The sequence below is a fragment of the Bradyrhizobium genosp. SA-3 genome (assembly GCF_004212635.1).
GTDB lineage: Bacteria > Pseudomonadota > Alphaproteobacteria > Rhizobiales > Xanthobacteraceae > Bradyrhizobium.
Genome location: NZ_PSRT01000029.1, coordinates 1 through 26113, shown reverse-complemented (window position 1 = coordinate 26113; position 26113 = coordinate 1). Strand labels below are relative to the sequence as shown.

Below are 26113 nucleotides of genomic sequence, written 5' to 3'. Positions count from 1 at the left end.
TGTTGTCCTCCCGAGAATTTGAAGTCTTATCGCCATCGCCTATCGCGTCCGGCCCTCCAAAACCATCCTAAAATCGCATAGCTGCGAGGCGTGGGCGGCCGACCGATGTCCGCTTTGCGCAAAGTGGTTTCGGAACGTTGCCAATAGTTTAAGCCACGGCGAAGGGATTTCTTCGCCGTACCGCCGGCACGGCGGGCCGGCCTTGAAGAAACCAGAATGGTGTTGTGAGACGTGACTTGGATCGCCATTTGCATGGCGGCTTCCAAGCCCGAGAGACAAGCCCCTCAAGAGAACCGCTAAGCAAAAGGCCAGTCAATCCATGCGGAAAAACCTGCTGTTCCCCCTGGGCGCGCTCACGGGAGCGTGTCTGACCCTTCTGGTAGCCAGTCCCCACGGCGGCGTGTGGGCGGCACGGGCGGCGGCGAGCGCGGATGATGCCTATTCCCAGCTCAACTTGTTTGGCGCAGTGTTCGAGCGGGTAAAGGCGAACTATGTCGAGAAGCCCGACAACGCCAAGCTGATCGAAGGCGCGGTCACGGGCATGGTGACCTCGCTCGACCCGCATTCGCGCTACATGAACGCCAAGGCCTGGACCGAGATGCAGGAGACCACCTCCGGCGAGTTTGGCGGGCTCGGCATCGAGGTCACGATGGAGGATGGCCTCGTCAAGGTCGTCTCGCCGATCGACGACACACCGGCCTCGAAGGCCGGCATCATGTCCGGTGACCTCATCAGCAAGATCGACGGCGAGGCCGTGCAGGGCATGACGCTCGAGCAGGCCGTCAACAAAATGAAGGGCCCGGTCGACACCAAAACCAAGCTCACCATCGTGCGCAAGGGGGCCGACGCGCCGCTCGACGTCGCGATCACCCGCGAGATCATCCATGTGCGCCCGGTGCGCTTCCACGTCGAGAACGGCGACATCGGCTATATCCGCATCACCTCGTTCAACGAGCAGACCGCCGACGGCCTGAAGAAGGCTATTGCATCGATCTCCAAGCAGGTCCCGTCGGAGAAGCTCGCAGGCTACGTGATGGACCTGCGCAACAATCCAGGCGGTCTGCTCGATCAGGCCGTCTCGGTGTCGAGCGCATTCCTTCAGCGCGGCGAGGTCGTTTCGACCCGCGGGCGCAATCCGGAAGAGACCCAGCGCTTCACGGCGCATGGCGGCGATCTCACCAAGGGCAAGCCGCTGGTGATTCTGGTCAATGGCGGCTCGGCTTCGGCTTCCGAGATCGTGGCCGGCGCACTGCATGACCACAAGCGTGCGACGATCATCGGAACGCGCTCGTTCGGCAAGGGCTCGGTGCAGACGATCATTCCGCTCGGCGCCGGCAACGGTGCGCTGGCGCTGACCACGGCGCGCTACTACACGCCGTCGGGCCGCTCGATTCAGGCCCAGGGCATCGCGCCCGACATCGAGATCCTGCAGGATGTGCCGCCCGAGCTGAAGGGCCGGATGGACACCATGGCGGAATCCCAGATGCGCGGGCATCTGCAGGCCGCCGACGGCACCGAGCAGACCGGATCACAATCCTACGTCCCGCCGGAAGAGAAGGACGACAAAGCCCTGCATACGGCTTTCGACTTCTTGCACGGTGTCACCGCGAATGCGGTTGCCTCGAAGCCAGGGTCGAAGGCGGCGGTGCCGAACTAATTCTTGCGACGTCTGGAATCGCCCGGGAGCGGATGACCGCTCCCGGGCGATTTCGTTTGGGGCTGCCGTCTCAGCTCGGGTTCATGGCGGCAAACGTCGCCTCGTAGCGGCCGTCGCACTCGGCCCAGCGGCGAGCGCGGTCACGCTCCACCAGCACTTCATCGCGGGGATGAAGCCGTCAAGCCAAAAGGATCAGCCCGCTTGTCGAAGACCCCGCTAGCCTGCCTCGCGGCGGCGGATTTCCTCGCCACCGCGCTGGGCGAGACGGCTGCGATGCAGCGCGAACAGCTCCAGCATCTTGTCGGCGGGTTTCGCGGCGCTGAACAGATAGCCCTGCATCTCGGAACAGCCAAGCGCGCGGAGCAGGCGCTGCTGCTCTTCGGTCTCGACGCCCTCGGCCGTCGTGGTCATGCGGCGGGCGGCCGCGAGGTTGACGACGGCCTGGACGATGCTGGCGGAGCCGTCGGGGCCGGCGATGTCGTCGACGAAGCAGCGGTCGATCTTGATCTTGTCGAAGGGGAAGCGGTGCAGATAGCTCAGCGACGAGTAGCCGGTGCCGAAATCGTCCAGCGCGATGCGCACGCCAATGGCGCGAAGCTGGTGCAGGATCGCGAGCGCGGCGTCGTCGTCGCGGATCAGCACGGCCTCGGTGATCTCGAGCTCGAGCCGGCTCGCCGGCAAATTGGAAGCGGCGAGCGCGGCCATGATCTTCAGCGCCAGCGTGCCGCTCTTGAACTGCACCGGCGAGACGTTGACGGCGAGGCGAATGTCGTCGGGCCAGTTTGCTGCATCCCTGCAGGCGGTCGCCAGCACCCATTCGCCGATCTCGTTGATCAGGCCGGTGTCTTCGGCGATCGGAATGAATTCGGCCGGTGAGACCATTCCGCGCTCGGGATGGCGCCAGCGTACCAGCGCCTCGCATCCGGTAATGCGGTCGTCCTTCAGGCCGAGGCAGGGCTGGTAATAGACCTCGAGGCCGCCATGGACGATGGCGTGGCGCAGGTCGATCTCGAGCTGCCGCCGCTCGCGGACCTTGGCGTCCATCTCCGGTTCGAAGAAGCGATAGGTGCGGCGGCCGGCGGCTTTGGCCGCATACATCGCCATATCGGCATTCTTCAGGATCTGGTCCAGCGCGGTCCCGTGTCTCGGTGCAAGCGCGATGCCTATGCTGGCGTCCGTGGTGAGATGATGGCCCATGCAGTCGAACGGCATGCGAATGGTCTCGAACACCCGCGCGACGAGCTCGTTGACCTCCTCCAGCGATGTTACTGCGCTCTGTACGATGGCGAATTCATCGCCGCCGAGCCGCGCCACGAAGTCCATCGGACCTGCGCAGCGGCGAAGGCTCTGTGCGACCGATTTCAACAGCTCGTCGCCGACGAGATGACCCAGTGCATCGTTGACGCCCTTGAACTCGTCGATGTCGATGTAGTGCACCGCGATCTCTTCGCCGTCGGCGATGGTACCCAGCTCTTCGCGCAGATGCTCGTGGAACATGGCGCGGTTGGGCAGGTCGGTCAGCGCGTCGTAATGGGCGAGATGGGTGATGCGTTCCTCGGTCCGCCGGCGCTCGGTGATGTCCTCATGTGTCGCGACCCAGCCGCCGTCCGCGAGCGGTTCGTTGACGATCTGGATCGAGCGGCCGTCGGAGGTGTCGACCACCATGGAGTTGCGCAGGTGGATGTCGCGCAGCACGCGCGCGACATATTGATCGACATTGCCGGTGAAGGAGCCCGTCGCTTTGCGATGAGCGATGATGTCGTGGAAGCTGCAACCGGGCTTCACGGTCTGGGCCGACAGCCCGTACATCTCGATGTAGCGCTGGTTGCAGATCACGAGACGCCGCTCGGCATCGAACAGCAGGAGGCCCTGCGTCATGTTGTTGACAGCGCGGTCGAGACGCTGCTTTTCCAGCGTCAGCCGTTCCCGCGAGAGGCGGTGCTGCTCCAGCAGCTTGCGCACGATCGCGATCAGCACGCCGGCGATGGCGAGCGCGGAAGAGGCGGCGACCGAGATCAGGATGCCGATCTGCTCGCGCCAGTCCGCCAGGGCCGCCGCGCGCGTCATGGTGGCCATGATCAGGATCGGAAAGTGGGGCAGGGCGCGCGAGGAGATCAGCCGGTCGTCGCCATCGATAGGGCTCACGAAGCGGCCTGCGAAGTGATCGAGCCCGAAAACCCTCTGATGCGAGAACGGGCCGGACTTGAAATTCCGCCCCATCAATTCGCTGGAAAGGGGATAGCGGGCGAGCAGCGTGCCGTCTCGATGCAGCATCGAGATCGCCGCGCCTTCGCCGAGCACGACGGAAGCGAAAAACTTCTCGAAATTGGCGGGCTCGATGCCGCGCCCGACGACGCCCAGGAACTCGCCGTTCGGTCCAAGGATCTTGCGGACGATCAGGATGGTCCAGGCACCCGAGATGCGGCTGTGCAGTGGCTCGATCAGCACGTCAGGCGAATAGGGATCGTATTTGAAGGTGCGGAAATAGGCGCGATCGGCAACGTTCACATTCGGGGCCGGCCATGCCGTCGACGAGTTGACCAGATTACCTTCGGCGTCGATGACGTTGACCCCGCCCATGTAGGGCAGCGCCTCGATCTTCGAGCGCAGCATCCGGTGGATGTCGTGCCCCGAGAGACGCTTGCGATAATCCTCCGCATTATTGATGCCGGTTGCGCGGACGTGGTCGACGAAATCCTTCTGGATGACCGCGAAATCCTGCAATTGCTGGTCGAAATGATGGGCGAGCATCAGCACGGTGTTTTCGAGCTCGCGGCCGGAGTTGCGCAGTGCGCGTTCACGGAAATTCTGCGCCATCAGCGTCGCGCCGACGGCGATCGCCGCGATCAGCAGCGTGCCGCCCACCACCAGCCAGCGGATCGGTCCGCTGCGCACGAAGGCCTGGTCAAAGAGGCGACTGCCGAATCTCGTCATCATGCTGGATCATTGCCGTGCACACGCCAGGATCAATTCTTGGCCCCGAAAACATCCGTTGGTTTACGGGAACGGTGTGGAGGCAAAGTTAGGAAGCGCGGTTAACGCAACGTGAATGGCCGCGCACAAAAGCAATCGATGCGCGCGGCGCGAGAGGCAAACCGCTGAAGTGGGCCGGCTTCAGGCGCGATAATGGCCGGACTTGCCGCCGAGCTTCTCGACGAGATGGATCCCCTCGATGCGCACGCCGCGCTCCACCGCCTTGATCATGTCGTAGATGGTGAGGCAGGCGACCGAGACCGCCGTGAGCGCCTCCATCTCGACGCCGGTGGGACCGGTGACCTTCACGCTGGCGCGGACGAGGCAGCCCGGCAGTTTCGCATCGGGCTCGATCTCGACCGTGACCTTCGACAGCGCGAGCGGATGGCAGAGCGGGATCAGCTCGGAGGTGCGCTTGGCGGCCATGATGCCGGCGATGCGCGCGGTGCCGAGCACGTCGCCTTTCTTGGCGTTGCCGGACGCGATCAGATCGAGCGTCGCCTTGGTCATGATGACGCGGCCTTCCGCCACCGCAAGCCGCTCGGTCGCGGGCTTGTCCGACACGTCCACCATCCGCGCTTCGCCGGAGGCGCCAATATGGGTGAGGGCAGGGCCGGCCTTCTCGGACTTGAACTTGGTCTTGGACTTGGAAGGCTTGCGCGCCATGTCAGCGCGTGCCCGTCGCGGGCGCCGCCGTCTCGCGCGCGAGCAGCGTGCGCGTCGCAGCGGTGACGTCGGCCTGCCGCATCAGGCTCTCGCCGACCAGGAAGGTCGACATGCCGACGCGCTCGAGCCGTGCAAGGTCTGCGGCTGTGAAGATGCCGCTCTCGCCGACCATCAGTCGGTCCGCAGGGATCAGCGGCGCCAGCGCCTCGCTGGTCGCAAGCGTGGTCTCGAAGGTGCGCAAATTGCGGTTGTTGACGCCGATCATCGCCGAGCGAAGTTTCAGCGCGCGGTCGAGCTCGGCGTGGTCATGGATCTCGATCAGCACATCCATGCCGTAGTCGAAGGCGGCATCTTCGAGATCCCCAGCGGTCGCATCGTCGAGCGCGGCCATGATGATCAGGATGCAATCGGCACCATGCGCGCGAGCCTCCGCCACCTGATAGGTGTCGAACATGAAATCCTTGCGCAGCACCGGCAGTGACGTTGCCGCGCGCGCCGCCACCATGAAGTCGAGATGACCCTGGAACGACGGCGTGTCGGTCAGCACCGAGAGACAGGCGGCGCCGCCGGCCTCATAGGCCTTGGCGAGGAGCGGCGGATCGAAATCCGCGCGGATCAACCCTTTCGACGGCGAGGCCTTCTTGACCTCGGCGATCAGCGCGTAGTCGCCATTGGTGTGCTTCGCCTTGATCGCGCGCATGAAGCCGCGCGGTGCGGCTTGCGCCTTGGCCTGTGCCTCGACAATCGAAAGCGGCTGCGCGCGCTTGGCCGCAGCAATCTCCTCGCGCTTGTAGGCTTCGATCTTGGTCAGGATATCCGACATGTCAGGCTCAGCCGTTCGAGACCGCGATCAGATGTTTCAGCCGCGCGCTTGCGGCGCCGCTGTCGAGCGACTTCGCGCCGATCGCAACGCCCTCCTTGAGATCCTTGGCGCGTCCGGCCACGACAAGCGCGGCGGCAGCGTTGATCAGCGCGACGTCGCGGTAGGGGCTCGGCTTGCCGTCGAGCACGCTTTGCAGCGCGATCGCGTTGGCCTCGGCGTCGCCGCCTTTGAGTGCGCCAGTCTCGCAACGCGACAGGCCGGCCTCCTCCGGCGTCACCTCGAAATTCCGGATCTCGCCATTGTGGAGGGCGGAGACGAAGGTCGGGCCCGTCAGGGTGATCTCGTCGAGGCCGTCGGAGCCGTGCACCACCCAGGCGGATTCCGAGCCGAGGTTCTTGAGCACCTGCGCCAGCGGCTGCACCCATTGCCGCGAGAATACGCCGACCATCTGCCGCTTGACGCCGGCCGGATTGGACAGGGGGCCGAGCAGGTTGAAGATCGTGCGCGTCGCAAGCTCGACCCGGGTCGGGCCGACGTTCTTCATGGCGGGATGGTGGGCGGGAGCGAACATGAAGCCGATGCCGCATTCGCGCACGCAATGTCCGACCTGCTCGGGCCTGAGGTCGATCTTCACGCCGAGCGAGGCCAGCACGTCGGCGGCGCCCGAGCGCGAGGACAGCGCGCGGTTACCGTGCTTGGCCACCGGCACGCCGGCGCCCGAGACGATGAAGGAGGCGCAGGTCGAGACATTGACCGAGCCGGAGCCGTCGCCCCCGGTGCCGACGATGTCGACGGCGTCAGGCGGCGCCGTCACGGCCAGCATCTTGGAGCGCATCGCCGTAACGGCGCCGGTGATCTCGTCCACGGTCTCGCCGCGCACCCTGAGCGCCATCAACAGGCCGCCCATCTGCGAGGGCGTGGCTTCGCCCGACATCATGGCATCGAAGGCGGAGGCGGCTTCGTCACGCGACAGGCTGGTGCCGGTCGCCACTTTTCCAATGATCGATTTCAGGTCGTCCATCGCGTGCTTTCAACTCACTGATTCGCGCCGGTCACCTGCGCGAAGGCGGCCTGATTAATGGTGGTCCCGATGTCGGTTTCAAGCTTGTTGACGTAGGAAGCGACCTGCTCCTCGGTCTGCGCGCGATCGAGGCTGTCCTTCAGCTTCTTCACCGCGTCGGAAGCGGCGTCCACCGTAGGTTCGACGATGTCGGTGACGCGAAAGACGATCACTTCGCTGCCGCCGCTTACGGGCGTCTGTCCGACGCCGTCCTTGGCGGTGCGGAAGGCCGCCGATACGACGGTTGCGGGTACGCCGGCGGGCGAATCGTCGCGCTTGAAGCCGGTCGCGGTCTCGACCTTGGCGCCGATTGCAGCAGCTTCATCGGCGAGCTTGCCGCCGGATTCGAGCTTCTGCACCATCTCGGTCGCCTTGGCCTTCAGCTTGGCCGCGACCTGGTCCTGGCGCCAGCGCGCCTCGACTTGGTCGCGGACCTCGTCGAGATTGCGGTCGCGCGAGGGCGTGATGGCGATGACGTCGTACCAGACATAGCCGCCCTTGAACGAGATCGAGTCGTTGTCGACGCCGACGTCGGTGTTGAAGGCCTGCGACACCACGTCGAGGCCCTGCGGAATGTTGGCGACCGGCTGGCCGTTCGGAGCGCGGCCGGAACGGTCGACGGCGTCGATGGTCACGGCCGTGAGCCCGAGCTTCTGCGCCGCGTCGATCACGCTGGAGCCGCCGCCGCGCTCGTCCTCCATCTTGTCGCGGAGATCGGCGACCTTGACGCGCGCGCGCTCGGTCGCGATCTCGCGCTTGATGTCGCCCGCAACGCTGGCGTAGTCCGCCTCTTTGCCCGGCTCGACCTTGTCGACCTTGACGATCGCGACGCCAAGACCGCCCTGGATCGGCTGGCTGATCTCGCCTGCAGGAAGCGCGAAGGCGGCATCGCCAACGGCGGGATCGAGCGAAGACTTGGTCACGAGCCCGAGATCGACGTCGGAGACGCTCAGGCCGCGCTCCTTGCCGAGGTCCTCGAACGACATCCCACCGACGAGGCGCTCGCGTGCGGTCTGCGCCTCGGCCACGTTCGGAAACACGATCTGCTGGATCTGGCGCTTCTCCGGCGTGCCGAGCCGGTCCTTGCGCTGGTCGAACACCTTCTTGGCGTCGTCGTCCGACACCTCGGTCCACTTGCCGATCTCCTCCGGCGAGACCACGACGAAGGCGATCTTGCGGTATTCGGGCGCGCGGAACTGGACCTTGTGATCCTCGAAATAGGCGGCGAGCGTCTCGGGCGAGGGCGCATCGATGGTGCCTGCCTGCGCGGCGTCGAGCCTGACGAACTCGATGGCGCGCTGCTCGCTCTGGAAGCGCGTCAACGCGTCGAGCATGGTTTTCGGCGGCTCGAGGCCGGCGCCGATCGTGCCGGTGATCTGCCGGCGCAGCGACACTTTGCGCTGCTCGGCGACGTAGCGCTGCTCGGTATAGCCGAAATTGCGGATCACGGCCTGGAAGCGATTCGCATCGAAGTTGCCGCCGACTCCCTTGAAGTTGGGGTCGTTCATGATGACCTGGCGGATCTGGTCGTCGGACTGGCCGAGCCCGAGCCGGCGCGCCTCTTCGTCGATGGCGGCTTCGGCGATGGTCTGCTGGAGCACCTGGCGGTCGAGGCCGAAGGCACGCGCCTGATCGGGCGTCAGCGGACGGCCGAACTGGCGGCTGATCTGTTGCAAGCGGTCGGTGTAGATCTGGCGGAACTCGTTGAGCGAAATCTCGGTGCTGCCGATCTTGGCCACCGTGGACTGCCCGAAGCCGCGGAAAATGTCGGCGATGCCCCAAATGCCGAAACTGACGATCAACACGCCCATCACCACGGCCATAATGGTCTTGCCGAGCCAGTTTGATGAGGCCTTGCGCATTCCTCGAAGCATTTGGTCCAACTTGTTTGGCAGGAGGGGAACGGGAGCGCGTCTTAATGCAGATTCCGCAAAAGCGCGTCACCAAATTGATAGATCATCATAAAGTGGCGGCTTTCCCCCCGCAACCTCACCTCATGCGGCGCCTCGAAGCTGCGGTTAAAAGCCCCTGGTCTCTGGAACTGCCGCGACAGCTCTGCTAGCGCATGCACAAACCTCATTTTGCTGGACATTGACATGACCGACGCCATCCGACCGCTGATCGCCGGCAACTGGAAGATGAACGGCCTGAAGGCCCAGGCTGCCGAATTCGACGCCATGCTCAACGGCGCGGCGGACGTGGCTGCCAAGGCCGACCTGCTGGTCTGCCCACCTGCAACCCTGATCGCCGCCTTCGCCGACAAGGCGCGGGGCAAGAAGGTCGCCGTGGGGGCCCAGGACTGCCATCCCAAGGCCTCAGGGGCCCATACCGGCGATGTCGCCGCCGAAATGCTGGTGGATGCGGGCGCAACCGCCATCATCGTCGGCCATTCCGAGCGCCGCGCCGACCACGGCGAGGGCGATGCCCTGGTCCGGCAGAAGGCCGAGGCAGCCTGGCGCGCCGGGGCGACGGCGATCGTCTGTATCGGCGAGACCCGAGGCCAGCGCGACGCCGGCCAGACCCTGGATGTCCTGCGTGGCCAGCTCGACGGCTCACTGCCGGACGGCTCCACCGCGGCCAATCTGGTCGTGGCCTATGAGCCGGTCTGGGCGATCGGCACCGGGCTGACGCCCACCGCCAAGGATGTCGAGCAGATTCATGGCTTTATCCGCGAATTCCTGAGTTCCCGGTTCAAAGCCGACGGTGCCAAGATGCGGATCCTTTACGGCGGCTCGGTCAAGCCCTCGAATGCGGCCGAGCTGATGGCCGTGAAGAACGTCAACGGCGCGCTGGTCGGCGGCGCCAGCCTGAAGGCGGCCGATTTCCTTGCGATCGCCAAGGGCTGTCCCTAGCTAGAGGGCTGTCCCTAACTCATTCAAACCGTTGGTCGGGACCCGATCGGGGGTGGCAATACCCCCTCCGATCGTGTAACACCGCGCAACTTCAGGAAAACCCGCGAAGCGCGATCGGCCGCCGTCAGGCGCCGCCCGCTTGTGACGGAAGGATACTATGCAGACCGTTGTCATCGTCATCCACCTCATGATCGTCGCCGTCATGATCGGCGCCGTCCTGCTCCAGAAGTCGGAAGGCGGCGGCCTCGGCATGGGCGGAGGCGCGGGCTTCATGTCGAGCCGCGGCACGGCGAACCTTTTGACGCGGACCACTGCTATTTTGGCCGTTGGCTTCTTCCTCACCAGCCTGTTCCTGTCCTGGTATGCCGGCTACGACCGCAAGCCGTCGTCGATCATCGGCCAGCCGTCGCAGACCCAGCCGGCCGGCGGGTCGCCGATCGCGCCGCCGACCTCGGGCGGAATCCTGGATTCGCTGAAGAAGGCCGACGAGCAGCAGCAGAACCAGGCGCCCGCCGGCCCGCAGGTGCCGCGCTCGCAATAAAGCAGGGGGGCCATGCAGGGCGGCTTCTACCGTCCTGCATCAAAAGTCCCCATCAAGGCACTGTCACCACTTTCAGTTCTGGATCACCCACAGGCCCGCAAAATCTTTGGGGCGGAATACGAATCGCTTTGGCGAATCGAATTCGAGGGATTAGAGGTTAAGTCCCATGGCGCGGTACATATTCATCACCGGCGGCGTGGTTTCTTCGCTCGGCAAGGGTCTGGCTTCGGCGGCACTCGGTGCGCTGTTGCAAGCCCGGGGCTACAAGATCCGCCTCCGCAAGCTTGACCCCTATCTCAACCTCGATCCCGGAACGATGTCGCCGTATCAGCACGGCGAAGTGTTCGTGACCGATGACGGCGCGGAGACCGATCTCGATCTCGGTCACTACGAGCGCTTCACCGGCAGGCCGGCGACCAAGGCCGACAACATCACCACGGGGCGCATCTACCAGGACATCATCTCCAAGGAGCGCCGCGGCGATTATCTCGGCGCGACCATCCAGGTGGTTCCGCACGTCACCAACGCCATCAAGGAATTCGTCCTCGACGGCAATGACGATTACGATTTCGTGCTGGTCGAGATCGGCGGCACCGTCGGCGACATCGAGGGCCTGCCGTTCTTCGAGGCGATCCGCCAGCTCAAGAACGAGCTGCCGCGCGATCACGCCGTCTACATCCATCTCACGCTGCTGCCCTATATCCCCAGCGCCGGCGAGCTCAAGACCAAGCCGACACAGCACTCGGTGAAGGAGCTGCGCTCGATCGGCATCCAGCCGGACATCCTGCTCTGCCGCACCGACCGCGCGATCCCGAAGGAGGAGCGGCGCAAGCTGGGGCTGTTCTGTAACGTGCGCGAAAGCGCCGTGATCGAGGCGCGCGACGTCGACAACATTTACGCTGTCCCTGAGGCCTATCACAATGCGGGCCTCGACGACGAAGTGCTCGCCGCCTTCGGCATCGCCTCGCGGATTCCGCCGGAGCTGCGCAGCTGGCAAGAGATCAACGAGCGCGTCCGCAATCCCGAAGGCAATGTCACCATTGCCATCGTCGGCAAGTACACCGGCATGAAAGATGCGTATAAGTCGCTGATCGAGGCGCTGTCGCATGGCGGCATCGCCAACAAGGTGAAGGTCAATCTCGACTGGATCGAGAGCGAGATCTTCGAGAAGGAAGATCCCGCGCCGTTCCTCGAGCATGTCAACGGCATCCTGGTGCCCGGCGGCTTCGGCCAGCGCGGCGCGGAGGGAAAGATCAAGGCGGCGCAATTCGCGCGCGAGCGCGACGTGCCGTATTTCGGCATCTGCTTCGGCATGCAGATGGCGGTGATCGAGGCCGCGCGAAACCTCGTCGGCATCGAGGACGCCAACTCCACCGAATTCGGTCCGACCAAGGAGCCCCTGGTCGGCCTGATGACGGAGTGGCTGCGCGGCAACGAACTCGAGAAGCGCTCGCAGGCCGGCGATCTCGGCGGCACGATGCGGCTAGGGGCCTATCCGGCAACGCTCAATCGCGGCAGCCGCGTCTCGCAGGTCTATGGCGGCGCGACGGAAATCTCCGAACGTCACCGCCACCGCTACGAGGTGAACACGGCCTACAAGGATCGCCTCGAGCAGCACGGCCTGAAATTCTCTGGGCTGTCGCCCGACGGCGTGCTGCCGGAGATCGTCGAGTACGAGGATCATCCCTGGTTCATCGGCGTCCAGTTCCACCCCGAACTGAAGTCGCGCCCGTTCGAGCCGCATCCGCTGTTCGCCTCGTTCATTCAGGCGGCGATGGTGCAGAGCCGGCTGGTGTGATCATCCAGCTTGATCGGCCGTGAAGCCTCGGGCGAATGCGATCCCGTGACGACCTTGATCCGCGGCCGCCGCGTCAGCCTGTAGACGGCAGCGGGTGGCACGTTCAGCATCGCCCGATCCACCAGCTTGGCGCGCAGGCCCAGCCGGTCGAGCACCGGGCGCGGCACCGGGCAGCTCATGCCGTAGGTGAACTGATAGAACGCGCCGCCCGGGCGGATGTAGCTGAATGCGCCACTGACGATCGAGACGACCTTGCGCATTGACATGTTGAGCAGCGGCAATCCGCTGACCACGGCGCCGACCGGCGCGCCTTCATAAAGGCGATGCGTGGTGAGCCGGGCAGCATCCATCCATAACACGCGAGCCCCGGGAAAGCGCATCTGCAGCAGCTTCATGAAGTCGGAGCCGTACTCGACCAGCGTGAGGTCTTCCTGGCGCACGCCGCGCTTCAAAAGCTTGTAGGTGAATGCGCCGGTGCCGGGGCCGAGCTCGAGGATCGGGCCAGTCGATGCGTCGATCTCGCGCGTGATGAGATCGGCCAGTGCCGCGCTCGACGGCGCGATCACTCCGACCTGACGCGGGGCCGACATCCAGGCGAGGAAGAACGAGAGGAAATCGTTGGGCATGCGCACTCCGGTATTTTGCTTCGCGCCTCGCAAATCAGAGGCGGCTCGCAATCTCACGGGAATGCATTGCGACAGCATTGCGGAGGCGATGCGGACCAAGATCAATTGGCGCGGATCGGCGGCAATGTGATCTTGAAGCATGCGCCGCCGTTCGCTCCATCCAGCACCGAGACGTGGCCGCGATGCAGCAGCACGATCTCGCGAACCATGTTGAGGCCGAGGCCGGCACCGCGATCGAGCGGCGTGAGCCGATAGAACGGCTCGAAGATCAGCTCGTGTTGATCGGGCGGAATGCCCGCGCCCTCGTCGGTGACTTCGATGCATGCGGGCTTGCTGACGCGGATGCCGATCGTGCCGCGGCGCGGGCCGTGCTGGATGGCATTCTGCACGAGGTTGGTCAGCGCGCGTTCGAGCGCGGCCGTGTCGCCGAGTGTCTCGATCGGTGTTTCCGGTGCGTCGAGCGCCAGCTCGTAGCCCGCGGCGATGGCAAGCGGGGCAAGCTCGGCGGCGACGCTCTGGGCGATTGCGACGAGGTCGACCCGCGCGAAAGGATGTCCGCAGCGGTCGAGTCGCTGGATGTCGAGCAATTGCTCGGCGAGCGTGGCGAGCCGCGCGGCATCCTCGAGCAGGCGGGTCTTGTCGGGTCCCGGCGGAAGTGACTCCAGACGCGTGTTCAGGATCGCGATCGGTGTGCGCAGCTCGTGCGCGGCATCGGCGACGAAGCGCTTGTGCCGGGCATAGCCTTCGTCGAGCCGCGCCAGCGCGTCGTTGACCGCGGTCACGAGCGGCACGACCTCCAGCGGAATGTAATCCGCCGATAATCGCGCGCCGTGCTGGTGAATATCGATCCGCCGCGCCTGGTCCGCGGTCGTATCCAGTCCCCTGAACGCGCGCCGCAAGATAATCGGTGTCGCGATGAAGGTCGCGGTCCCCATCAACAGCAGGCCGGGAAGTGCGATGCCGAGCAACACGAGCGACGTCGTGAACACCGCCTTGGCACTGGTCAATTTTCCCTGCGTCGCCGTGATGACCTGCACATTGCCGGCCCCGGTGTCGATGCGCTTCAGCCGTGCCGGCGGCTTGCGCGGATCGTCCTCGAAAAGCTGCCAGCCGAGCCGCGCCTGGCTGATCTGGTCGAGGGCGCCGCCGATGGCGGCGAATTCGGCCGGGACGGAGCCTTCGCTGAGCGAATGCCCCTGCCTGTCGCGAACCAGCAACCAGAGGTCCGGGGTTTCTGCGCGCAACTGTTTCAGCTCGTCGGTCGGTCGCAGTGCGAGGCCACCCTGAGCGTCGCGCGCGAGCGCATGCTGCACGATGTCGATCACGCGGTCCTCGTCCCGCTGGGTCAGCACGAAGCCCGACGCGCAGAGCGCGCCGACGACGATGACGACGAGAGCGACGAGCAGGGCGGCCTGCAGCGAAAGCAGCCGCCAGCTCAGCCGCGAGCGCAGGCAGTATGGGTCGTCGTGCCGGCTCACGGCAGCTTCTTCAGGAGATAGCCGACGCCGCTGATGCCGTGGATCTCCACGCGCGCATCGGCTTCGGCCAGTTTGCGGCGGAGCCGCGACACGTGCGTATCGAGCGCATTCGACTGGATCTCGTCGTCGAAACTGTAGACGGCTTCTTCCAGCGCCGAGCGCAGCACCGTCCGGCCCATGCGGCGTACCAGGGCTTCCAGCACCAGGAGCTCGCGCCGCGGCAGCTCGAGCGGAGCCCCGCCGACGCTTGCCTCGCGATGGCCGAAGTCGAAGGCAAGGCGGCCGGCGCGCATGATGTCGGGCTGCAGCCGGCCGGGCCGGCGCAGCACGGCACGCAGACGCGCCAGCAATTCCTCCACCGCGAACGGTTTTGCCAGATAGTCATCCGCCCCTCGGTCGAGCCCGGCGACCCGGTCGGCGAGCTCGCCGCGCGCCGTCAACACGATGATCGGCACGCCGTCGGCGCGCGCCCTCAGTTTCGGGATCAAAGCGAGACCGTCGCCATCGGGAAGCTGGCGATCGAGCAGGACGGCGGCGTGGACGTCGGCAGAAATGGCCTCTTCGGCCTCGGCGAGCGAGGGGGCATGGTCCACCACCATGTCATAGCGCTTCAGCGCCGACGCCAGTGCATCGGCCATTTCGGCCTCGTCCTCGACGAGCAAAATCCGCATGATCCGGCACCTCAATCTCAACCGCGCCATTCTAGCGGCCGCATCATTGCGGCAGCATTGCGGGAACCGGCTGCGGCGGAGTGGCCCCGATCGACCTCAAGCCATGCGCAGAACGCCACAGGGGCAACCGGGCGGGGCTCACGACACCGTCGGGACCAGCCGCTATAACCGCCGGACCTGTTCAGGGAGGAACATGAATGATCTACGAAATGCGCCAGTATCGCTGCGTGCCCGGCCGCCTGCCGGCACTGCTCAAGCGGTTCGAGACCGCCACGCTGAAAATTTGGGAGAAGCACGGCATCAAGCAGGCCGGGTTCTTCACCACGCTGATCGGTGAATCCAACCAGGAGCTGACCTATTTCCTGGCCTGGGACTCGCTTGCCGAGCGCGAGAAGAAGTGGGGCGCGTTCATGACCGATCCGGACTGGCTCGAGGCGCGGGCGAAGTCGGAAGCCGACGGCCAGATCGTCGGCAACATCGTCAGCCAGATCCTGGCGCCGACCGCCTTTTCGGCGGTCAAGTAGCGATTCCCTCGCGCGGCGAGGAACCCTGGCGCAACCCTGATATTCTGATGGCCCGGGCGGAAGAGGGTTGATCCGACCCTCATCACGGCTATGGTCGCGCCGAAACGAGGGATTTGCCTTGAGCTCTACGACATCAGCGGCGCCGGTCGTCACCATCGGCACGGTCAAATTCGGCAATGACCTGCCGATCTCGGTCATTGCCGGGCCGTGCCAGCTCGAGAGCCGCCAGCATGCGCTGGAGGTCGCCTCCGCGCTGAAGGAGATCGCCGCGCGGCTGAAGATCGGCCTCGTCTACAAGACCTCGTTCGACAAGGCCAACCGCACCAGCGCATCCGCGGCGCGCGGGCTGGGCCTTGCGCAATCGCTGCCGATCTTCGCCGAAATCCGCTCCTCGCTCGGTTTGCCCGTGCTGACCGACGTGCACGAGGCCACGCAATGCGCCGAGGTAGCGCAGGCCGTCGACATCTTGCAGATACCCGCCTTCCTGTGCCGGCAGACCGATCTCCTTCTCGCTGCGGCCGCGACCGGCAAGGTCGTCAACGTCAAGAAGGGCCAGTTCCTGGCGCCCTGGGACATGGCGAATGTCGTGACCAAGATCACGAGCGCGAACAATCCCAACGTGCTCGTCACCGAGCGAGGCGCCTCCTTCGGTTACAACACGCTGGTCTCCGACATGCGCGCGCTGCCGATCCTGGCGCGCACCACCGGCGCCCCTGTCATCTTCGACGCCACCCATTCGGTGCAGCAGCCGGGCGGGAAGGGGACGTCGTCGGGCGGCGAGCGCGAATTCGTGCCGGTGCTGGCACGCGCGGCTGTCGCCGTTGGCGTGGCCGGCGTCTTCATCGAGACCCATCCCGATCCTGATCGCGCGCCCTCCGATGGCCCCAACATGGTGCCGCTGCGCGAATTCGAGGGGCTGATCGCTAGACTGATGGCGTTCGACGCGCTCGCCAAAGAATCTGTCAAAACCGGCCCGCGCTGATGCAGCACGGCGAGGCGCGGCCGCACGATCACGGCTTGCCGACAGCGCTCTACGTCATATCAGGCGCAAGCTTCGCCGCAGCGCTCTCGGCCCGCGCGCTCGACCCGGTGCTGCCGCATGTCGCCGAGGATTTTGGCGTCAGCATCGCGACCGCCGCGGGCTTTGCCGCGGTGTTCGCCTTCACCTTCTCGATCATCCAGCCCATCATCGGCGCTGCCGCCGATCTGTTCGGCAAGACGCGGCTGATGATCGGCTGCCTCGCGCTGCTCGGCCTTGCCAACATCCTCGGCGCGCTTTCGACCTCGTTCTCGGTTTTGTTTGCGACCCGCATTCTCGCCGGCATCGGCTCGGGCGGCGTGTTTCCGGTGGCGCTGAGCCTGACCAGCGATCTCGTTGGGCCGGAGAAACGCCAGGTCGCGATCAGCCGCACGCTCGCCGGCGCGATGACCGGCAATCTGCTCGGCGCCTCGGCCTCCGGGCTGATCGGCGATTTCCTCGGCTGGCGCGGCGTGCTCGCAGTGCTCGGCGTACTCGTGATCGCCGCCTCGATCGCGGTTGCCGCCGGCTTTCACGGCGCCAAGGTCAAGCATCCGCCGAAGACGAGCCTGTCGGCGCTGAAGGCCGGCTATCGCACCATCTTCACCAATCCGAACGCCTATGTCTGCTACTCGGCCGTGTTCATCGAGGGTTGTTGCGTGCTCGGCCTGTTTCCCTACATCGCCTCGTTCCTGTTCGAGCTCGGCCAGACCTCGCTCTCGATCGCCGGCATCGTCATCGCGGGCTTTGCGGTCGGCGGCTTGTTCTACACGCTGACGGTGTCGCGCCTGCTGCCTTGGCTCGGCATGAAGGGCATGATGATCGCGGGCATGACGCTGGTTGCCTCACAGCTCATTGCCGTCGCCTTCGGCCCACGCTGGGAAGTGCAGGCCCTGAATCTCATCGTGATGGGATGGGGCTTCTACATCGCCCATGGCTGTCTCCAGGTCTTCGCCAGCGAGCTCTCGGTCGAGGCGCGCGCCACCGCGCTGTCGCTGCATTCGTTCTTCTTCTTCATGGGGCAGACCGTCGGTCCGCTCGCCTATGGCTTCGGCCTCCAGCATGCCGGCAAGATGCCGACCCTGTTCGCGAGCGCTGTGATCATGGTGGTGCTGGGCTTCGTTTGCGCGAAGCTGCTCAAGCTGCGGGCGCCGTCAGACGCGCGGGGCTGAGCACGTCGGTCAGGGCCACGCCAAGCTGGACAAGAGGGAGCTAACCCCGCCCGCGATAGGGCGCGACGCCTTGCTCGGGCACCCACAGGCCCTTCGGCACGCGGCCGGTCTGCCAGAACACGTCGATCGGGATGCCGCCGCGCGGATACCAGTAGCCGCCGATGCGGAGCCATTTCGGCTTGATTTCGCTCGCGATGCGCTTGCCGATCATCACGGTGCAGTCCTCGTGGAAGGCACCGTGATTGCGGAAGCTCGCGATGTAGAGTTTCAGCGATTTCGACTCCAGCAGCCACGCGCCCGGCGCGTAGTCGATCGCCAGATGCGCGAAATCCGGCTGTCCCGTGACCGGGCAGAGCGAGGTGAATTCCGGCACGGTGAAGCGCACCATGTAGTCGGTGCCCTTTTGCGGATTGGGCACGCGGTCGAGCTGGGCGTCTTCCGGTGTGTGCGGCCACTCGACCGCGCGGCCGAGCTGGAGGGATTTCTTCGCCATCGTCGTCACATCCTGTTTCGGTGCCGGGATGGACGCAAATGGCGCGGCCGTCAACCGGCCGCGATCGTCTGGATCATGACGATCCGGTCGTTGCCGGACTCGCAACCCCACAGTTCGCCCGGCCTGCCGTCGAGCTGTCGCACATTGGCGTTGGCTTTGTCGCTGGCGAAGACGTTGAACCGCTCGGTCGTGGGATCGAAACGGACGATGGCGTTGGCGGAGAAATCGCTCAGCCAGACCCTGTCCTTGTCGTCGACATAGACGGCATAGGCGCGGGGGCGTTCGCCTGGCAGCTTCCATGTCTTCCACGAGCCGTCGGCGGGATCGTGCACCGAGACATGCCCGCTGTTCCACTCGCTGACCCAGATCCGGCTCTTTGAATCCGACCAGACGCGCCGTGAGCCCGCATTCGGTGTCGGCGGCTGCACGACGCGGGCATTGCCGTTTGCAAGATCGACTTTGGCGATGTAGCTGCCGGCGAGGGAGGCGTACCAGATGTCGCCCTTGGGCGTGACGGTGATGCCGTAGGGCCCGATGCCTTTTGGTGCCTTGAAGACCGTCATCTCGCCGGATTTCGGCACAAGCCGGCCGTAATAGCCGGACTGCCCGGTGAACCAATACGTGCCTCCCTTATCGAACACGCCGGTGTTTAGATTGGCGGAAGCGAACTTTTCCGGCAGGCGGAACAGCGTGACCTTGAGATCGCCGGGATCGACCCGCGCGATCGCATTCTGGCCGCCCTCGGTGATCCATGGCGCGCCGTCGGGGCCGATGGTCACACCGTGCGGGGCGGCGCCCTGGCCGAGGCTGACCGTCTTGAAGGTGCCATCCTTTGGATCGAGTCTGCCAAGCAGGCCCTTGCCTTGCGCCGTGAACCACACGGTGCCGTCAGGAGCGGGCGTGAGATCATGCAGGCCGATGCCTGGGCTGATCGGGAAGTATTTCGTCCGGAACGGGGCTTCCTGCGCAAAACTTGGGCGGACGGCGAGGAGGACGGCGCTCGAGGCAAGAAACTGGCGGCGATTCATGGCGTTACCCCGACTGTCTAGGATTGAGGTTGGACGCGACGAGATGCTGTCGAAACATAATCTGAGGCGCTTCACGCGTCAGTCGAAGCGGCTCGTCCAAGCGTTCACATTTGCTTGCGGCCCGTGTAAGACCCGCGGCACCGATCAGCCCTAACGAACGGAAGTGCACATCATGACCGCCATCATCGACATCATTGGCCGCGAAATCCTCGATAGCCGGGGCAATCCCACCGTCGAGGTCGATGTCGTGCTGGAAGACGGCGCGCTCGGCCGCGCCGCGGTGCCGTCGGGTGCCTCGACCGGTGCCCATGAGGCGGTGGAACTGCGTGACGGCGACAAGGCCCGCTATCTCGGCAAGGGCGTCTCCAAAGCAGTCGGCGCCGTCAATGGCGAGATCTTCGAGGCCCTGAGCGGCCTCGACGTCGAACAGCAGGCCCAGATCGACCAGATCATGATCGATCTCGACGGCACGCCGAACAAGAGCCGGCTGGGCGCCAACGCCATCCTCGGTGTGTCGCTGGCCTGCGCCAAGGCGGCCGCGAACTCGCTCGACATGCCGCTCTACCGTTATGTCGGCGGCACCTCGGCGCGCCTCTTGCCGGTGCCGATGATGAACATCATCAATGGCGGCGTGCATGCCGATAACCCGATCGATTTCCAGGAATTCATGATCCTGCCGGTCGGCGCGTCATCCTTCGCCGAGGGCCTGCGCTACGGCGCGGAAGTCTTCCACACGCTGAAGTCCGAGCTGAAGAAGGCCGGCCACAACACCAATGTCGGCGACGAGGGCGGCTTCGCCCCGAACCTGCCGTCGGCGGACGCGGCGCTCGACTTCGTCATGAACGCGATCGGCAAGGCCGGCTTCAAGGCGGGCTCCGACATCGTGCTCGGGCTCGACTGCGCCTCGACCGAGTTCTTTAGGGACGGCAAGTACGTCTATGAAGGCGAGGGCAAGTCCCGCTCGATCTCCGAGCAGGCCAAGTACCTTGCGGACCTCGTCGCGCGCTATCCGATCGTGACGATCGAGGACGGCATGTCGGAAGACGACATGGACGGCTGGAAGGAGCTCACCGACCTCATCGGCAAGAAGTGCCAGCTCGTCGGCGACGATCTCTTCGTCACCAACGTCAAGCGCCTCGCCGAAGGCATCAAAGCGGGCCGAGCCAACTCGATCCTGATCAAGGTCAACCAGATCGGCACGCTGACCGAGACGCTCGCCGCCGTCGAGATGGCGCATAAGGCCGGCTACACCTCTGTCATGTCGCACCGCTCGGGCGAGACCGAGGATTCCACCATCGCCGACCTCGCGGTCGCCACCAATTGCGGTCAGATCAAGACCGGCTCCCTTGCGCGGTCCGACCGCACCGCCAAATACAACCAGCTCCTGCGCATCGAGCAGCAGCTCGGCAAGCAGGCGCTCTACGGCGGCAAGGCGGCACTGAAGGCGCTGGCATAAGCCGGCGCTTCGACTCGCGAAAGACGGACAGGGGAGGATCGACATGAGCGACGGCAACACCGGACTGCAACTGCGTTCGCTGCTGAAGAAGAGCGGCGAGCTGGAATTGTCCCTCGTGAATGTCCCGACACCGGAGCCGGCCGACGATGAGGTCGTGGTCCGCGTTGAAGCCACCCCGATCAATCCTTCCGACCTCGGGCTCCTGATCGGGGCCGCCGATATGTCGGCTGCCCAGGCCTCCGGCACCAAGGAGATGCCGGTCATCACCGCCAAAATGCCTGAGGGCGCGATGCGGATGATGGCGGCCAGGTTCGATCAGTCATTGCCGGTCGGCAACGAGGGGGCCGGCACGGTGATCCGGACCGGATCATCGGATGCGGCGAAGGCGCTGATGGGCAAGACGGTGTCGATGATCGGCGGCGCGATGTACACTCAGTATCGCGTGCTGAAGGTCCGCGACGTCATGGAGCTGCCGGCAGGCACCACGGCGGCCGACGGCGCCTCCTGGTTCGTCAATCCGCTGACCGCGCTCGGCATGACCGAGACGATGCGGCGGGAGAACCACAAGGCGCTGGTGCACACGGCGGCCGCCTCCAATCTCGGCCAGATGCTCAACAAGATCTGCATCAAGGACGGCATCGGCCTCGTCAACATCGTGCGCAGCAAGGAGCAGGCCGACATCCTGCACAAGATCGGCGCCAAGCATGTTGTGGATTCCAGCGCGGCGAGCTTCATGGACGACCTCACCAACGCGCTGGTCGAGACCGGCGCTACGATTGCCTTCGACGCTATCGGCGGCGGCAAGCTGGCGAGCCAGATCCTGACCGCCATGGAGATCGCGGCCAACAAGACCGCGAAGGAATACAGCCGCTATGGCTCCAACGTGTACAAGCAGGTCTATATCTACGGCAGCCTCGACACGCGGCCGACCGAGCTGAACCGCTCGTTCGGCCTGAGCTGGGGCGTCGGTGGCTGGCTGCTCACGCCGTTCCTTCAGAAGATCGGTCCGGCCGAGATCGGCCGCCTGCGCCAGCGCATCGCGTCCGAGCTCAAGACCACCTTCGCCAGCCACTACACCAAGGTGGTCTCGCTTGCCGAGGCGCTCGACCTCGCCAATATCGCGGTGTACGCCAAACGTGCGACCGGTGAAAAATTCCTCATCAACCCAAATAAATAATCGTGATGTGCGACGGCACGTCACCGGTAGAAGGGACTTGCCTTCTGAGCGAAGCGGGGGATTATTCCCGCCGCCGTTGAAAGCGGAAAAACCGCAAGGCGTTCAGAAGGGGATCTCTGCATGACCGACGTCAATCGCCGTCACCTGCTCGCAGGTGCCGCCGCCCTCAGTGCGGCTGCCGTTACCGGGCTTGGACCGACCACCGCCAATGCCTCAGTGCCGCCGGCTGGGACGCAGGCGCCGGGCTTCTACCGCTACAAGGTCGGCAGCTACGAGTGCACCTCGATCAACGATGGTGCGCGCACCTTCCCGATGCCGGAAAAGTTCGTCGCCAACATTCCGAAGGATGAAGCGTTGGCCGCGGGCGAGGCGGCCTACATGCCGAAGGGCATGGTCACGGTGCCGTTCAATCCGCAGCTCATCAACACCGGCTCCAAGCTCGTGCTGATCGACACCGGCAATGGCGTCGCCAATCTCGAGCCGAGCAAGGGCGCTGTCGGCCGCACCCTGCAAAATCTCCAGGCCGCTGGCGTCGACCCCAAGAACATCGACGTCGTGCTGCTGTCGCATCTGCATCCTGATCACACTAACGGCATCCGTCTCGCCGATGGCGCGCTCGCCTTCCCGAATGCAGAGATCATGGTGCCGGGCAAGGACTGGGAGTTCTGGACCAACGAGGACAACACCGCCAAGGCCGAGTCCAACCCGATGATGAAGAACTATTTCGCCAACGTGAAGAAGACCTTTGCCGGCCTCGAATCCAAGGTCACCAAATACGAGTGGGGCAAGGAGGTCGCGCCCGGCATCACCTCGATCGCGACGCCGGGCCACACGCCCGGCCACACCTCGTTCGCGGTCGCATCGGGCGATGCCAAAGTGCTGATCCAGTCCGATGTCACCAACATTCCGGAATTCTTCCTGCGCAATCCGGACTGGCACGTGATGTTCGACAATGATGCGGCGATGGCGCAGGCGACCCGCCACAAATTCTACGACATGGCGGCGGCCGAGAGAGCGACCGTGATCGGCTTCCACTTCACCTTCCCGTCGGTCGGGCATGTCGTGAAGGACGGCGCCAAATATCGCCTGATCCCGTCGGCCTGGAATCCGACAATCTGACCTGACTTAGACGTTTGGGCGAGAGATCGGGCCGCCGCTTGGCGGCCCGAATGTTTTGGCCAACAGTCAAAGGGCGCGATGTCGCCCGGAGAAGCCAAGGGGTACGTTCGAGAAACGCAGCGTTTCCAAATCGAGCCGGTTCATGCACTTGCATCCATCGGTCCGGATCGCTTAAGTGCGCTCCCGGCACTCCCGCTCAAGTTCGAAGGACATTCCATGGCCTACAATATCGTCGTAATCGCCGGCAGCGTGCGCAAGGCCGGCTTTTCGCTCAAGATCGCCAATGCGCTCGCCAAGCTCGCACCTAGCTCGCTCAAGCTCGAGGTGATCACGCCGGCGGGCATCTCGTTCTTCAACCAGGACCTCGAGGGCGCGCCGCCCGCGGACTGGCTGGCGTTCCGCGAGAAGCTTCAGAAGGCGGACGGCGTCATCTTCGTCACGCCTGAATACAACCGCTCCATCCCTGGCGCTCTGAAGAACGCCATCGACGTCGCCTCGCGGCCCTATGGCAAGAGCTCCTTCAATGGCAAGCCGGTCGGCATCATCTCCAATTCGCCGGGCCCGCTCGGCGGGGTCAGCGCGGCCAAGCATTTGCAAACCATCCTGCCTGGTATTACCGGCCCGATCATGCAACAGCCGGAGACCTATCTGAACGCCATTGGCGACGCCTTTGATGCCGAGGGCAATCTGGTCAAGGAGTCGCTGAAGCCTGTGCTCCAGGCCTATATCGACGCCTTCGCCGCCCACGTCGCGAAGCATCACGGCTGAAACTGGAAGCCAAGGCCGCTCAACTCTCCGTCATGCCCGGGCTTGTCCCGGGCATCCACGTTCTTCGTCATCCCAGGCATAGAACGTGGATGGCCGGGACAGGCCCGGCCATGGCGCGGGGAGATAGCTTGCCTCGTTGCGATCGGTGGCTGGAGTGGGCGTAGGGAGAGAACGGTTAGCACTCCCTTAACCAACCTGTCCCATCTTCCCAAGATGGTCTCGCGCGCGCGCCTGAAATCGATCCTGACCGGCCTTGCCCTCTATGCGATGGCGGCGGCGATCGTCGGCTATTTCGGCGTCAACGCCTACACCGGCAAATACGGCCTCAATGCCCGCCAGGAGCTGGACCAGGAGATCATCGCGCTGACCAGCGAGCTGGCACAGCTCAAGCGCGAGCGCGCCAGGAGCGAGCAGCGCGTCTCGTTGCTACGCACGTCCAGGATCGATCCTGATATGCTGGACGAGCGGGCGCGCTACCAGCTCGACTATGTCAACCCGCATGATCTCGTTCGTATGATCCCGGCGAAATAGCGTTTTCGCTGCATTCGAAACCGACACCGAAAGCGGCTGCCGGTGGCCACCAGCTCGGCCCTCGGCTGTACCGAAAGTCGTAGGCCAAAAAGCGGTCGGCTGCCTTGACGGCGCCACAGCAAGGGGGCTCATGCCTCGCAGTCGCCCAAGATTGACGCATGATCAACCGGGCCGTGCCGGCACTGCCTAGACTGCCTTCCGGAGGAAACAGTGATGAATGGGTCAACGCCCCCGCATCACGCGGCCCGCGTCGAGGCCGCCATCGCGTCAGGCCAGGCGGCCCGGTCCGCGCTCGTGGCCTCGTGGCGCCGTTCGTCCCGATTGCATCATCTCGATCCCGCCGGCCGCAACTCACCGATGCGGCTCACCGAAGCTGAGCTGGTTCAGGCCCGCGAGCGCATCGCGTCGCTGCTGGCGGCCGCGCAAGGTGCGATGGACCGGCTGTATCAGGCCGTCGGCGCGAGCGGCTGTTGCGTGTTGCTCGCGGACGGCGAGGGCGTTCCGGTCGATCGCCGTGGCACGCCGGGGGACGATGCGACGTTTCAATCCTGGGGCCTGTGGACCGGCGCGCTCTGGAGCGAGGAGCACCAGGGCACCAACGGCATCGGCACCTGCCTCGTCGAGCAGCGTCCGCTGACGATCGATCGCGACCAGCACTTCTTCGCCCGCAACACGCTTTTGAGCTGCACCGCCGTTCCGATCTACGACCATGAGGCGGCGCTCGCGGGCGTGCTTGACGTCTCCTCCTGCCGCGCCGACCGCACCGACGCGTTCTCCAGTCTGATCGCGCTGGCGGCGGGCGAGGCGGCCAAGCGCATCGAGGCCGACCTGTTTCGCAGGGCCTTTACCCATGCCCGCATCGTGCTGACGCAGGGCCCGGATGGTAGTTGCGGCGGCCTCCTTGCCGTCGATGCGGACGATCTCGTGATCGGCGCAACCCGTTCTGCCCGGATCGGACTCGGGATCGCCCTCGGCCGGGCGTTGCAGCCGGTGCCCGCCGCCGATCTCCTCGGCGGCGACACCGCACACGACCACCTTGCCGGCGGTCAGCGCGCGGTGTTGCAGCGGGCGCTGCTCCGCGCGGGTGGCAACGTTTCGGCGGCCGCCAAGGCGCTCGGCGTCAGCCGCGCCACGCTGCATCGGAAGCTGAAGCGGTTCGAGCTGAACCACTGAGCTTTCTGTCTCCGTCATTGCGAGCGCAGCGAAGCAATCCAGAATCTTTCCGCGGAGGGACTCTGGATTGCTTCGCTGCGCTCGCAATGACGATGCGGAAGCCGCTAACGCTCCTTCTGCCCTTTGCTTTGAGGAAGCGGGCAAGCACCACTGTCGCAGAACTGCGACAGGTCGGCGCCATCATCGCTCGCGCCCGGGCTGACAGAAAACACCTCCCGCATCATCGTCGGCGCAAGTCGCGACCACGCGACGAATTGCGCGAACAGCAAACATCGGGAGTGATCAATGAACAAGGTGGAATTCCTCAGCGTCACCAAAGTTCCCTTCGCCGAACGCTATGACAATTTCATCGGCGGCAAATTCGTCGCGCCGATCTCGGGCAAGTATTTCGACAATGCCTCGCCGGTGACCGGCCAGGTCGTCTGCGAGATCGCGCGCTCCGACGCGCAGGATGTCGAGGCGGCCCTCGACGCGGCGCATGCGGCGAAGGCCGCGTGGGGGCGCACCAG

At 65.0% G+C, this 26113-nt stretch carries 25 protein-coding genes; 14 read left to right on the top strand and 11 right to left on the bottom strand.

The genetic code is table 11. The features are described from left to right. Window positions 1–319 precede the first annotated feature (319 nt). Complete coding sequence (locus tag CWO91_RS12425) at window positions 320–1657, top strand: S41 family peptidase (protein WP_130213708.1); 1338 nt, start codon at window positions 320–322, stop codon at window positions 1655–1657. A 216-nt stretch (window positions 1658–1873) separates the two neighbouring features. Here CWO91_RS12425 and CWO91_RS12415 read toward each other — a convergent pair whose 3' ends face one another. From CWO91_RS12415 to CWO91_RS12395, 5 genes are all read right to left on the bottom strand, one after another. Further along, window positions 1874–4594 (bottom strand): bifunctional diguanylate cyclase/phosphodiesterase, encoded by a 2721-nt coding sequence (locus CWO91_RS12415; RefSeq protein WP_130213707.1) that lies wholly within the window; start codon window positions 4592–4594, stop codon window positions 1874–1876. Between the two features lie 177 nt (window positions 4595–4771). Then, window positions 4772–5296, bottom strand: coding sequence for a cyclic pyranopterin monophosphate synthase MoaC (moaC, locus tag CWO91_RS12410; protein ID WP_130213706.1), 525 nt, complete (start codon window positions 5294–5296; stop codon window positions 4772–4774). A 1-nt stretch (window position 5297) separates the two neighbouring features. After that, window positions 5298–6119: an indole-3-glycerol phosphate synthase TrpC gene (gene trpC / locus CWO91_RS12405; RefSeq protein ID WP_130213705.1), complete on the bottom strand. Its 822-nt coding sequence runs from the start codon at window positions 6117–6119 to the stop codon at window positions 5298–5300. 7 nt (window positions 6120–6126) lie between these two features. Continuing rightward, window positions 6127–7140: an anthranilate phosphoribosyltransferase gene (gene trpD, locus CWO91_RS12400; protein ID WP_130213704.1), complete on the bottom strand. Its 1014-nt coding sequence runs from the start codon at window positions 7138–7140 to the stop codon at window positions 6127–6129. 14 nt (window positions 7141–7154) lie between these two features. Next, window positions 7155–9053 carry a SurA N-terminal domain-containing protein gene (locus tag CWO91_RS12395; RefSeq protein ID WP_130213703.1) on the bottom strand — a complete coding sequence of 633 codons (1899 nt, stop codon included), beginning with the start codon at window positions 9051–9053 and terminating at the stop codon, window positions 7155–7157. Between the two features lie 222 nt (window positions 9054–9275). Here CWO91_RS12395 and tpiA point away from each other — a divergent pair, with 222 nt between their 5' ends. From tpiA to CWO91_RS12380, 3 genes are all read left to right on the top strand, one after another. After that, a complete protein-coding gene (gene tpiA / locus CWO91_RS12390) occupies window positions 9276–10031 on the top strand; it encodes a triose-phosphate isomerase (RefSeq protein ID WP_130213702.1) in 756 nt (251 codons plus the stop codon). Between the two features lie 157 nt (window positions 10032–10188). After that, on the top strand, window positions 10189–10572 hold the full coding sequence (gene secG, locus CWO91_RS12385) for a preprotein translocase subunit SecG (RefSeq protein ID WP_130213701.1): 384 nt from the start codon (window positions 10189–10191) through the stop codon (window positions 10570–10572). Between the two features lie 166 nt (window positions 10573–10738). Further along, window positions 10739–12370, top strand: coding sequence for a CTP synthase (locus CWO91_RS12380; RefSeq protein ID WP_130213700.1), 1632 nt, complete (start codon window positions 10739–10741; stop codon window positions 12368–12370). Here CWO91_RS12380 and CWO91_RS12375 read toward each other — a convergent pair. From CWO91_RS12375 to CWO91_RS12365, 3 genes are all read right to left on the bottom strand, one after another. Next, window positions 12337–12996 carry a class I SAM-dependent methyltransferase gene (locus CWO91_RS12375; protein ID WP_165405388.1) on the bottom strand — a complete coding sequence of 220 codons (660 nt, stop codon included), beginning with the start codon at window positions 12994–12996 and terminating at the stop codon, window positions 12337–12339. The two genes, CWO91_RS12380 and CWO91_RS12375, sit on opposite strands and share 34 nt — an antisense overlap. A gap of 101 nt (window positions 12997–13097) precedes the next feature. Beyond that, window positions 13098–14474 carry a sensor histidine kinase gene (locus tag CWO91_RS12370; protein ID WP_130213698.1) on the bottom strand — a complete coding sequence of 459 codons (1377 nt, stop codon included), beginning with the start codon at window positions 14472–14474 and terminating at the stop codon, window positions 13098–13100. After that, window positions 14471–15145 (bottom strand): response regulator transcription factor, encoded by a 675-nt coding sequence (locus CWO91_RS12365; RefSeq protein ID WP_130213697.1) that lies wholly within the window; start codon window positions 15143–15145, stop codon window positions 14471–14473. The genes CWO91_RS12370 and CWO91_RS12365 overlap by 4 nt, the downstream gene beginning before the upstream one ends. 197 nt (window positions 15146–15342) lie before the next feature. Here CWO91_RS12365 and CWO91_RS12360 point away from each other — a divergent pair, with 197 nt between their 5' ends. The 3 genes from CWO91_RS12360 (at window position 15343) to CWO91_RS12350 (ending at window position 17859) form a co-directional block, all read left to right on the top strand. Continuing rightward, on the top strand, window positions 15343–15669 hold the full coding sequence (locus tag CWO91_RS12360) for an NIPSNAP family protein (protein ID WP_130213696.1): 327 nt from the start codon (window positions 15343–15345) through the stop codon (window positions 15667–15669). Between the two features lie 118 nt (window positions 15670–15787). After that, window positions 15788–16651: a 3-deoxy-8-phosphooctulonate synthase gene (gene kdsA, locus CWO91_RS12355; RefSeq protein ID WP_130213695.1), complete on the top strand. Its 864-nt coding sequence runs from the start codon at window positions 15788–15790 to the stop codon at window positions 16649–16651. Continuing rightward, window positions 16651–17859 carry an MFS transporter gene (locus CWO91_RS12350; protein WP_130213694.1) on the top strand — a complete coding sequence of 403 codons (1209 nt, stop codon included), beginning with the start codon at window positions 16651–16653 and terminating at the stop codon, window positions 17857–17859. The genes kdsA and CWO91_RS12350 overlap by 1 nt, the downstream gene beginning before the upstream one ends. Window positions 17860–17899: 40 nt before the next feature. Here CWO91_RS12350 and queF read toward each other — a convergent pair whose 3' ends face one another. Further along, window positions 17900–18352: a preQ(1) synthase gene (gene queF / locus CWO91_RS12345; protein ID WP_165405387.1), complete on the bottom strand. Its 453-nt coding sequence runs from the start codon at window positions 18350–18352 to the stop codon at window positions 17900–17902. 50 nt (window positions 18353–18402) lie between these two features. Then, the gene (locus CWO91_RS12340) at window positions 18403–19380 is read right to left on the bottom strand and encodes a Vgb family protein (RefSeq protein ID WP_130213692.1); all 978 of its coding nucleotides are present in this window, start codon (window positions 19378–19380) and stop codon (window positions 18403–18405) included. 172 nt (window positions 19381–19552) lie between these two features. Between CWO91_RS12340 and eno the strand changes: the two genes are divergently transcribed. From eno to CWO91_RS12305, 6 genes are all read left to right on the top strand, one after another. Further along, window positions 19553–20836, top strand: coding sequence for a phosphopyruvate hydratase (gene eno, locus CWO91_RS12335; RefSeq protein WP_130213691.1), 1284 nt, complete (start codon window positions 19553–19555; stop codon window positions 20834–20836). Between the two features lie 43 nt (window positions 20837–20879). Next, window positions 20880–22013, top strand: a complete 1134-nt coding sequence (locus tag CWO91_RS12330) for a zinc-binding dehydrogenase (RefSeq protein ID WP_130213690.1) — start codon at window positions 20880–20882, stop codon at window positions 22011–22013. A gap of 120 nt (window positions 22014–22133) precedes the next feature. Beyond that, window positions 22134–23132 (top strand): MBL fold metallo-hydrolase, encoded by a 999-nt coding sequence (locus CWO91_RS12325; RefSeq protein ID WP_130213689.1) that lies wholly within the window; start codon window positions 22134–22136, stop codon window positions 23130–23132. Between the two features lie 216 nt (window positions 23133–23348). After that, entirely contained in the window at window positions 23349–23900 is a 552-nt protein-coding gene (locus tag CWO91_RS12320) for an NADPH-dependent FMN reductase (protein WP_130213688.1), read from the top strand. 213 nt (window positions 23901–24113) lie between these two features. Further along, the gene (locus CWO91_RS12310; RefSeq protein WP_008567889.1) at window positions 24114–24431 is read left to right on the top strand and encodes an FtsB family cell division protein; all 318 of its coding nucleotides are present in this window, start codon (window positions 24114–24116) and stop codon (window positions 24429–24431) included. 213 nt (window positions 24432–24644) lie between these two features. After that, window positions 24645–25604 carry a GAF domain-containing protein gene (locus tag CWO91_RS12305; protein ID WP_165405386.1) on the top strand — a complete coding sequence of 320 codons (960 nt, stop codon included), beginning with the start codon at window positions 24645–24647 and terminating at the stop codon, window positions 25602–25604. Window positions 25605–25708: 104 nt separating this feature from the next. Here CWO91_RS12305 and CWO91_RS12300 read toward each other — a convergent pair whose 3' ends face one another. Further along, window positions 25709–25897, bottom strand: coding sequence for a hypothetical protein (locus CWO91_RS12300; protein ID WP_130213685.1), 189 nt, complete (start codon window positions 25895–25897; stop codon window positions 25709–25711). Here CWO91_RS12300 and CWO91_RS12295 point away from each other — a divergent pair. Continuing rightward, window positions 25890–26113: aldehyde dehydrogenase family protein (locus tag CWO91_RS12295; protein WP_130213684.1), on the top strand; the 224-nt coding region annotated here is incomplete at its 3' end. The two genes, CWO91_RS12300 and CWO91_RS12295, sit on opposite strands and share 8 nt — an antisense overlap.

Coding starts and splice junctions, on each gene's coding strand:
- CWO91_RS12425 (WP_130213708.1), top strand. CDS start 320: ATGCGGAAAAACCTGCTGTTCCCCCTGGGCGCGCTCACGGGAGCGTGT.
- CWO91_RS12415 (WP_130213707.1), bottom strand. CDS start 4,594: ATGATGACGAGATTCGGCAGTCGCCTCTTTGACCAGGCCTTCGTGCGC.
- moaC (WP_130213706.1), bottom strand. CDS start 5,296: ATGGCGCGCAAGCCTTCCAAGTCCAAGACCAAGTTCAAGTCCGAGAAG.
- trpC (WP_130213705.1), bottom strand. CDS start 6,119: ATGTCGGATATCCTGACCAAGATCGAAGCCTACAAGCGCGAGGAGATT.
- trpD (WP_130213704.1), bottom strand. CDS start 7,140: ATGGACGACCTGAAATCGATCATTGGAAAAGTGGCGACCGGCACCAGC.
- CWO91_RS12395 (WP_130213703.1), bottom strand. CDS start 9,053: ATGCTTCGAGGAATGCGCAAGGCCTCATCAAACTGGCTCGGCAAGACC.
- tpiA (WP_130213702.1), top strand. CDS start 9,276: ATGACCGACGCCATCCGACCGCTGATCGCCGGCAACTGGAAGATGAAC.
- secG (WP_130213701.1), top strand. CDS start 10,189: ATGCAGACCGTTGTCATCGTCATCCACCTCATGATCGTCGCCGTCATG.
- CWO91_RS12380 (WP_130213700.1), top strand. CDS start 10,739: ATGGCGCGGTACATATTCATCACCGGCGGCGTGGTTTCTTCGCTCGGC.
- CWO91_RS12375 (WP_165405388.1), bottom strand. CDS start 12,996: ATGCCCAACGATTTCCTCTCGTTCTTCCTCGCCTGGATGTCGGCCCCG.
- CWO91_RS12365 (WP_130213697.1), bottom strand. CDS start 15,145: ATGCGGATTTTGCTCGTCGAGGACGAGGCCGAAATGGCCGATGCACTG.
- CWO91_RS12360 (WP_130213696.1), top strand. CDS start 15,343: ATGATCTACGAAATGCGCCAGTATCGCTGCGTGCCCGGCCGCCTGCCG.
- CWO91_RS12350 (WP_130213694.1), top strand. CDS start 16,651: ATGCAGCACGGCGAGGCGCGGCCGCACGATCACGGCTTGCCGACAGCG.
- queF (WP_165405387.1), bottom strand. CDS start 18,352: ATGGCGAAGAAATCCCTCCAGCTCGGCCGCGCGGTCGAGTGGCCGCAC.
- CWO91_RS12340 (WP_130213692.1), bottom strand. CDS start 19,380: ATGAATCGCCGCCAGTTTCTTGCCTCGAGCGCCGTCCTCCTCGCCGTC.
- eno (WP_130213691.1), top strand. CDS start 19,553: ATGACCGCCATCATCGACATCATTGGCCGCGAAATCCTCGATAGCCGG.
- CWO91_RS12330 (WP_130213690.1), top strand. CDS start 20,880: ATGAGCGACGGCAACACCGGACTGCAACTGCGTTCGCTGCTGAAGAAG.
- CWO91_RS12325 (WP_130213689.1), top strand. CDS start 22,134: ATGACCGACGTCAATCGCCGTCACCTGCTCGCAGGTGCCGCCGCCCTC.
- CWO91_RS12320 (WP_130213688.1), top strand. CDS start 23,349: ATGGCCTACAATATCGTCGTAATCGCCGGCAGCGTGCGCAAGGCCGGC.
- CWO91_RS12310 (WP_008567889.1), top strand. CDS start 24,114: ATGGTCTCGCGCGCGCGCCTGAAATCGATCCTGACCGGCCTTGCCCTC.
- CWO91_RS12305 (WP_165405386.1), top strand. CDS start 24,645: ATGAATGGGTCAACGCCCCCGCATCACGCGGCCCGCGTCGAGGCCGCC.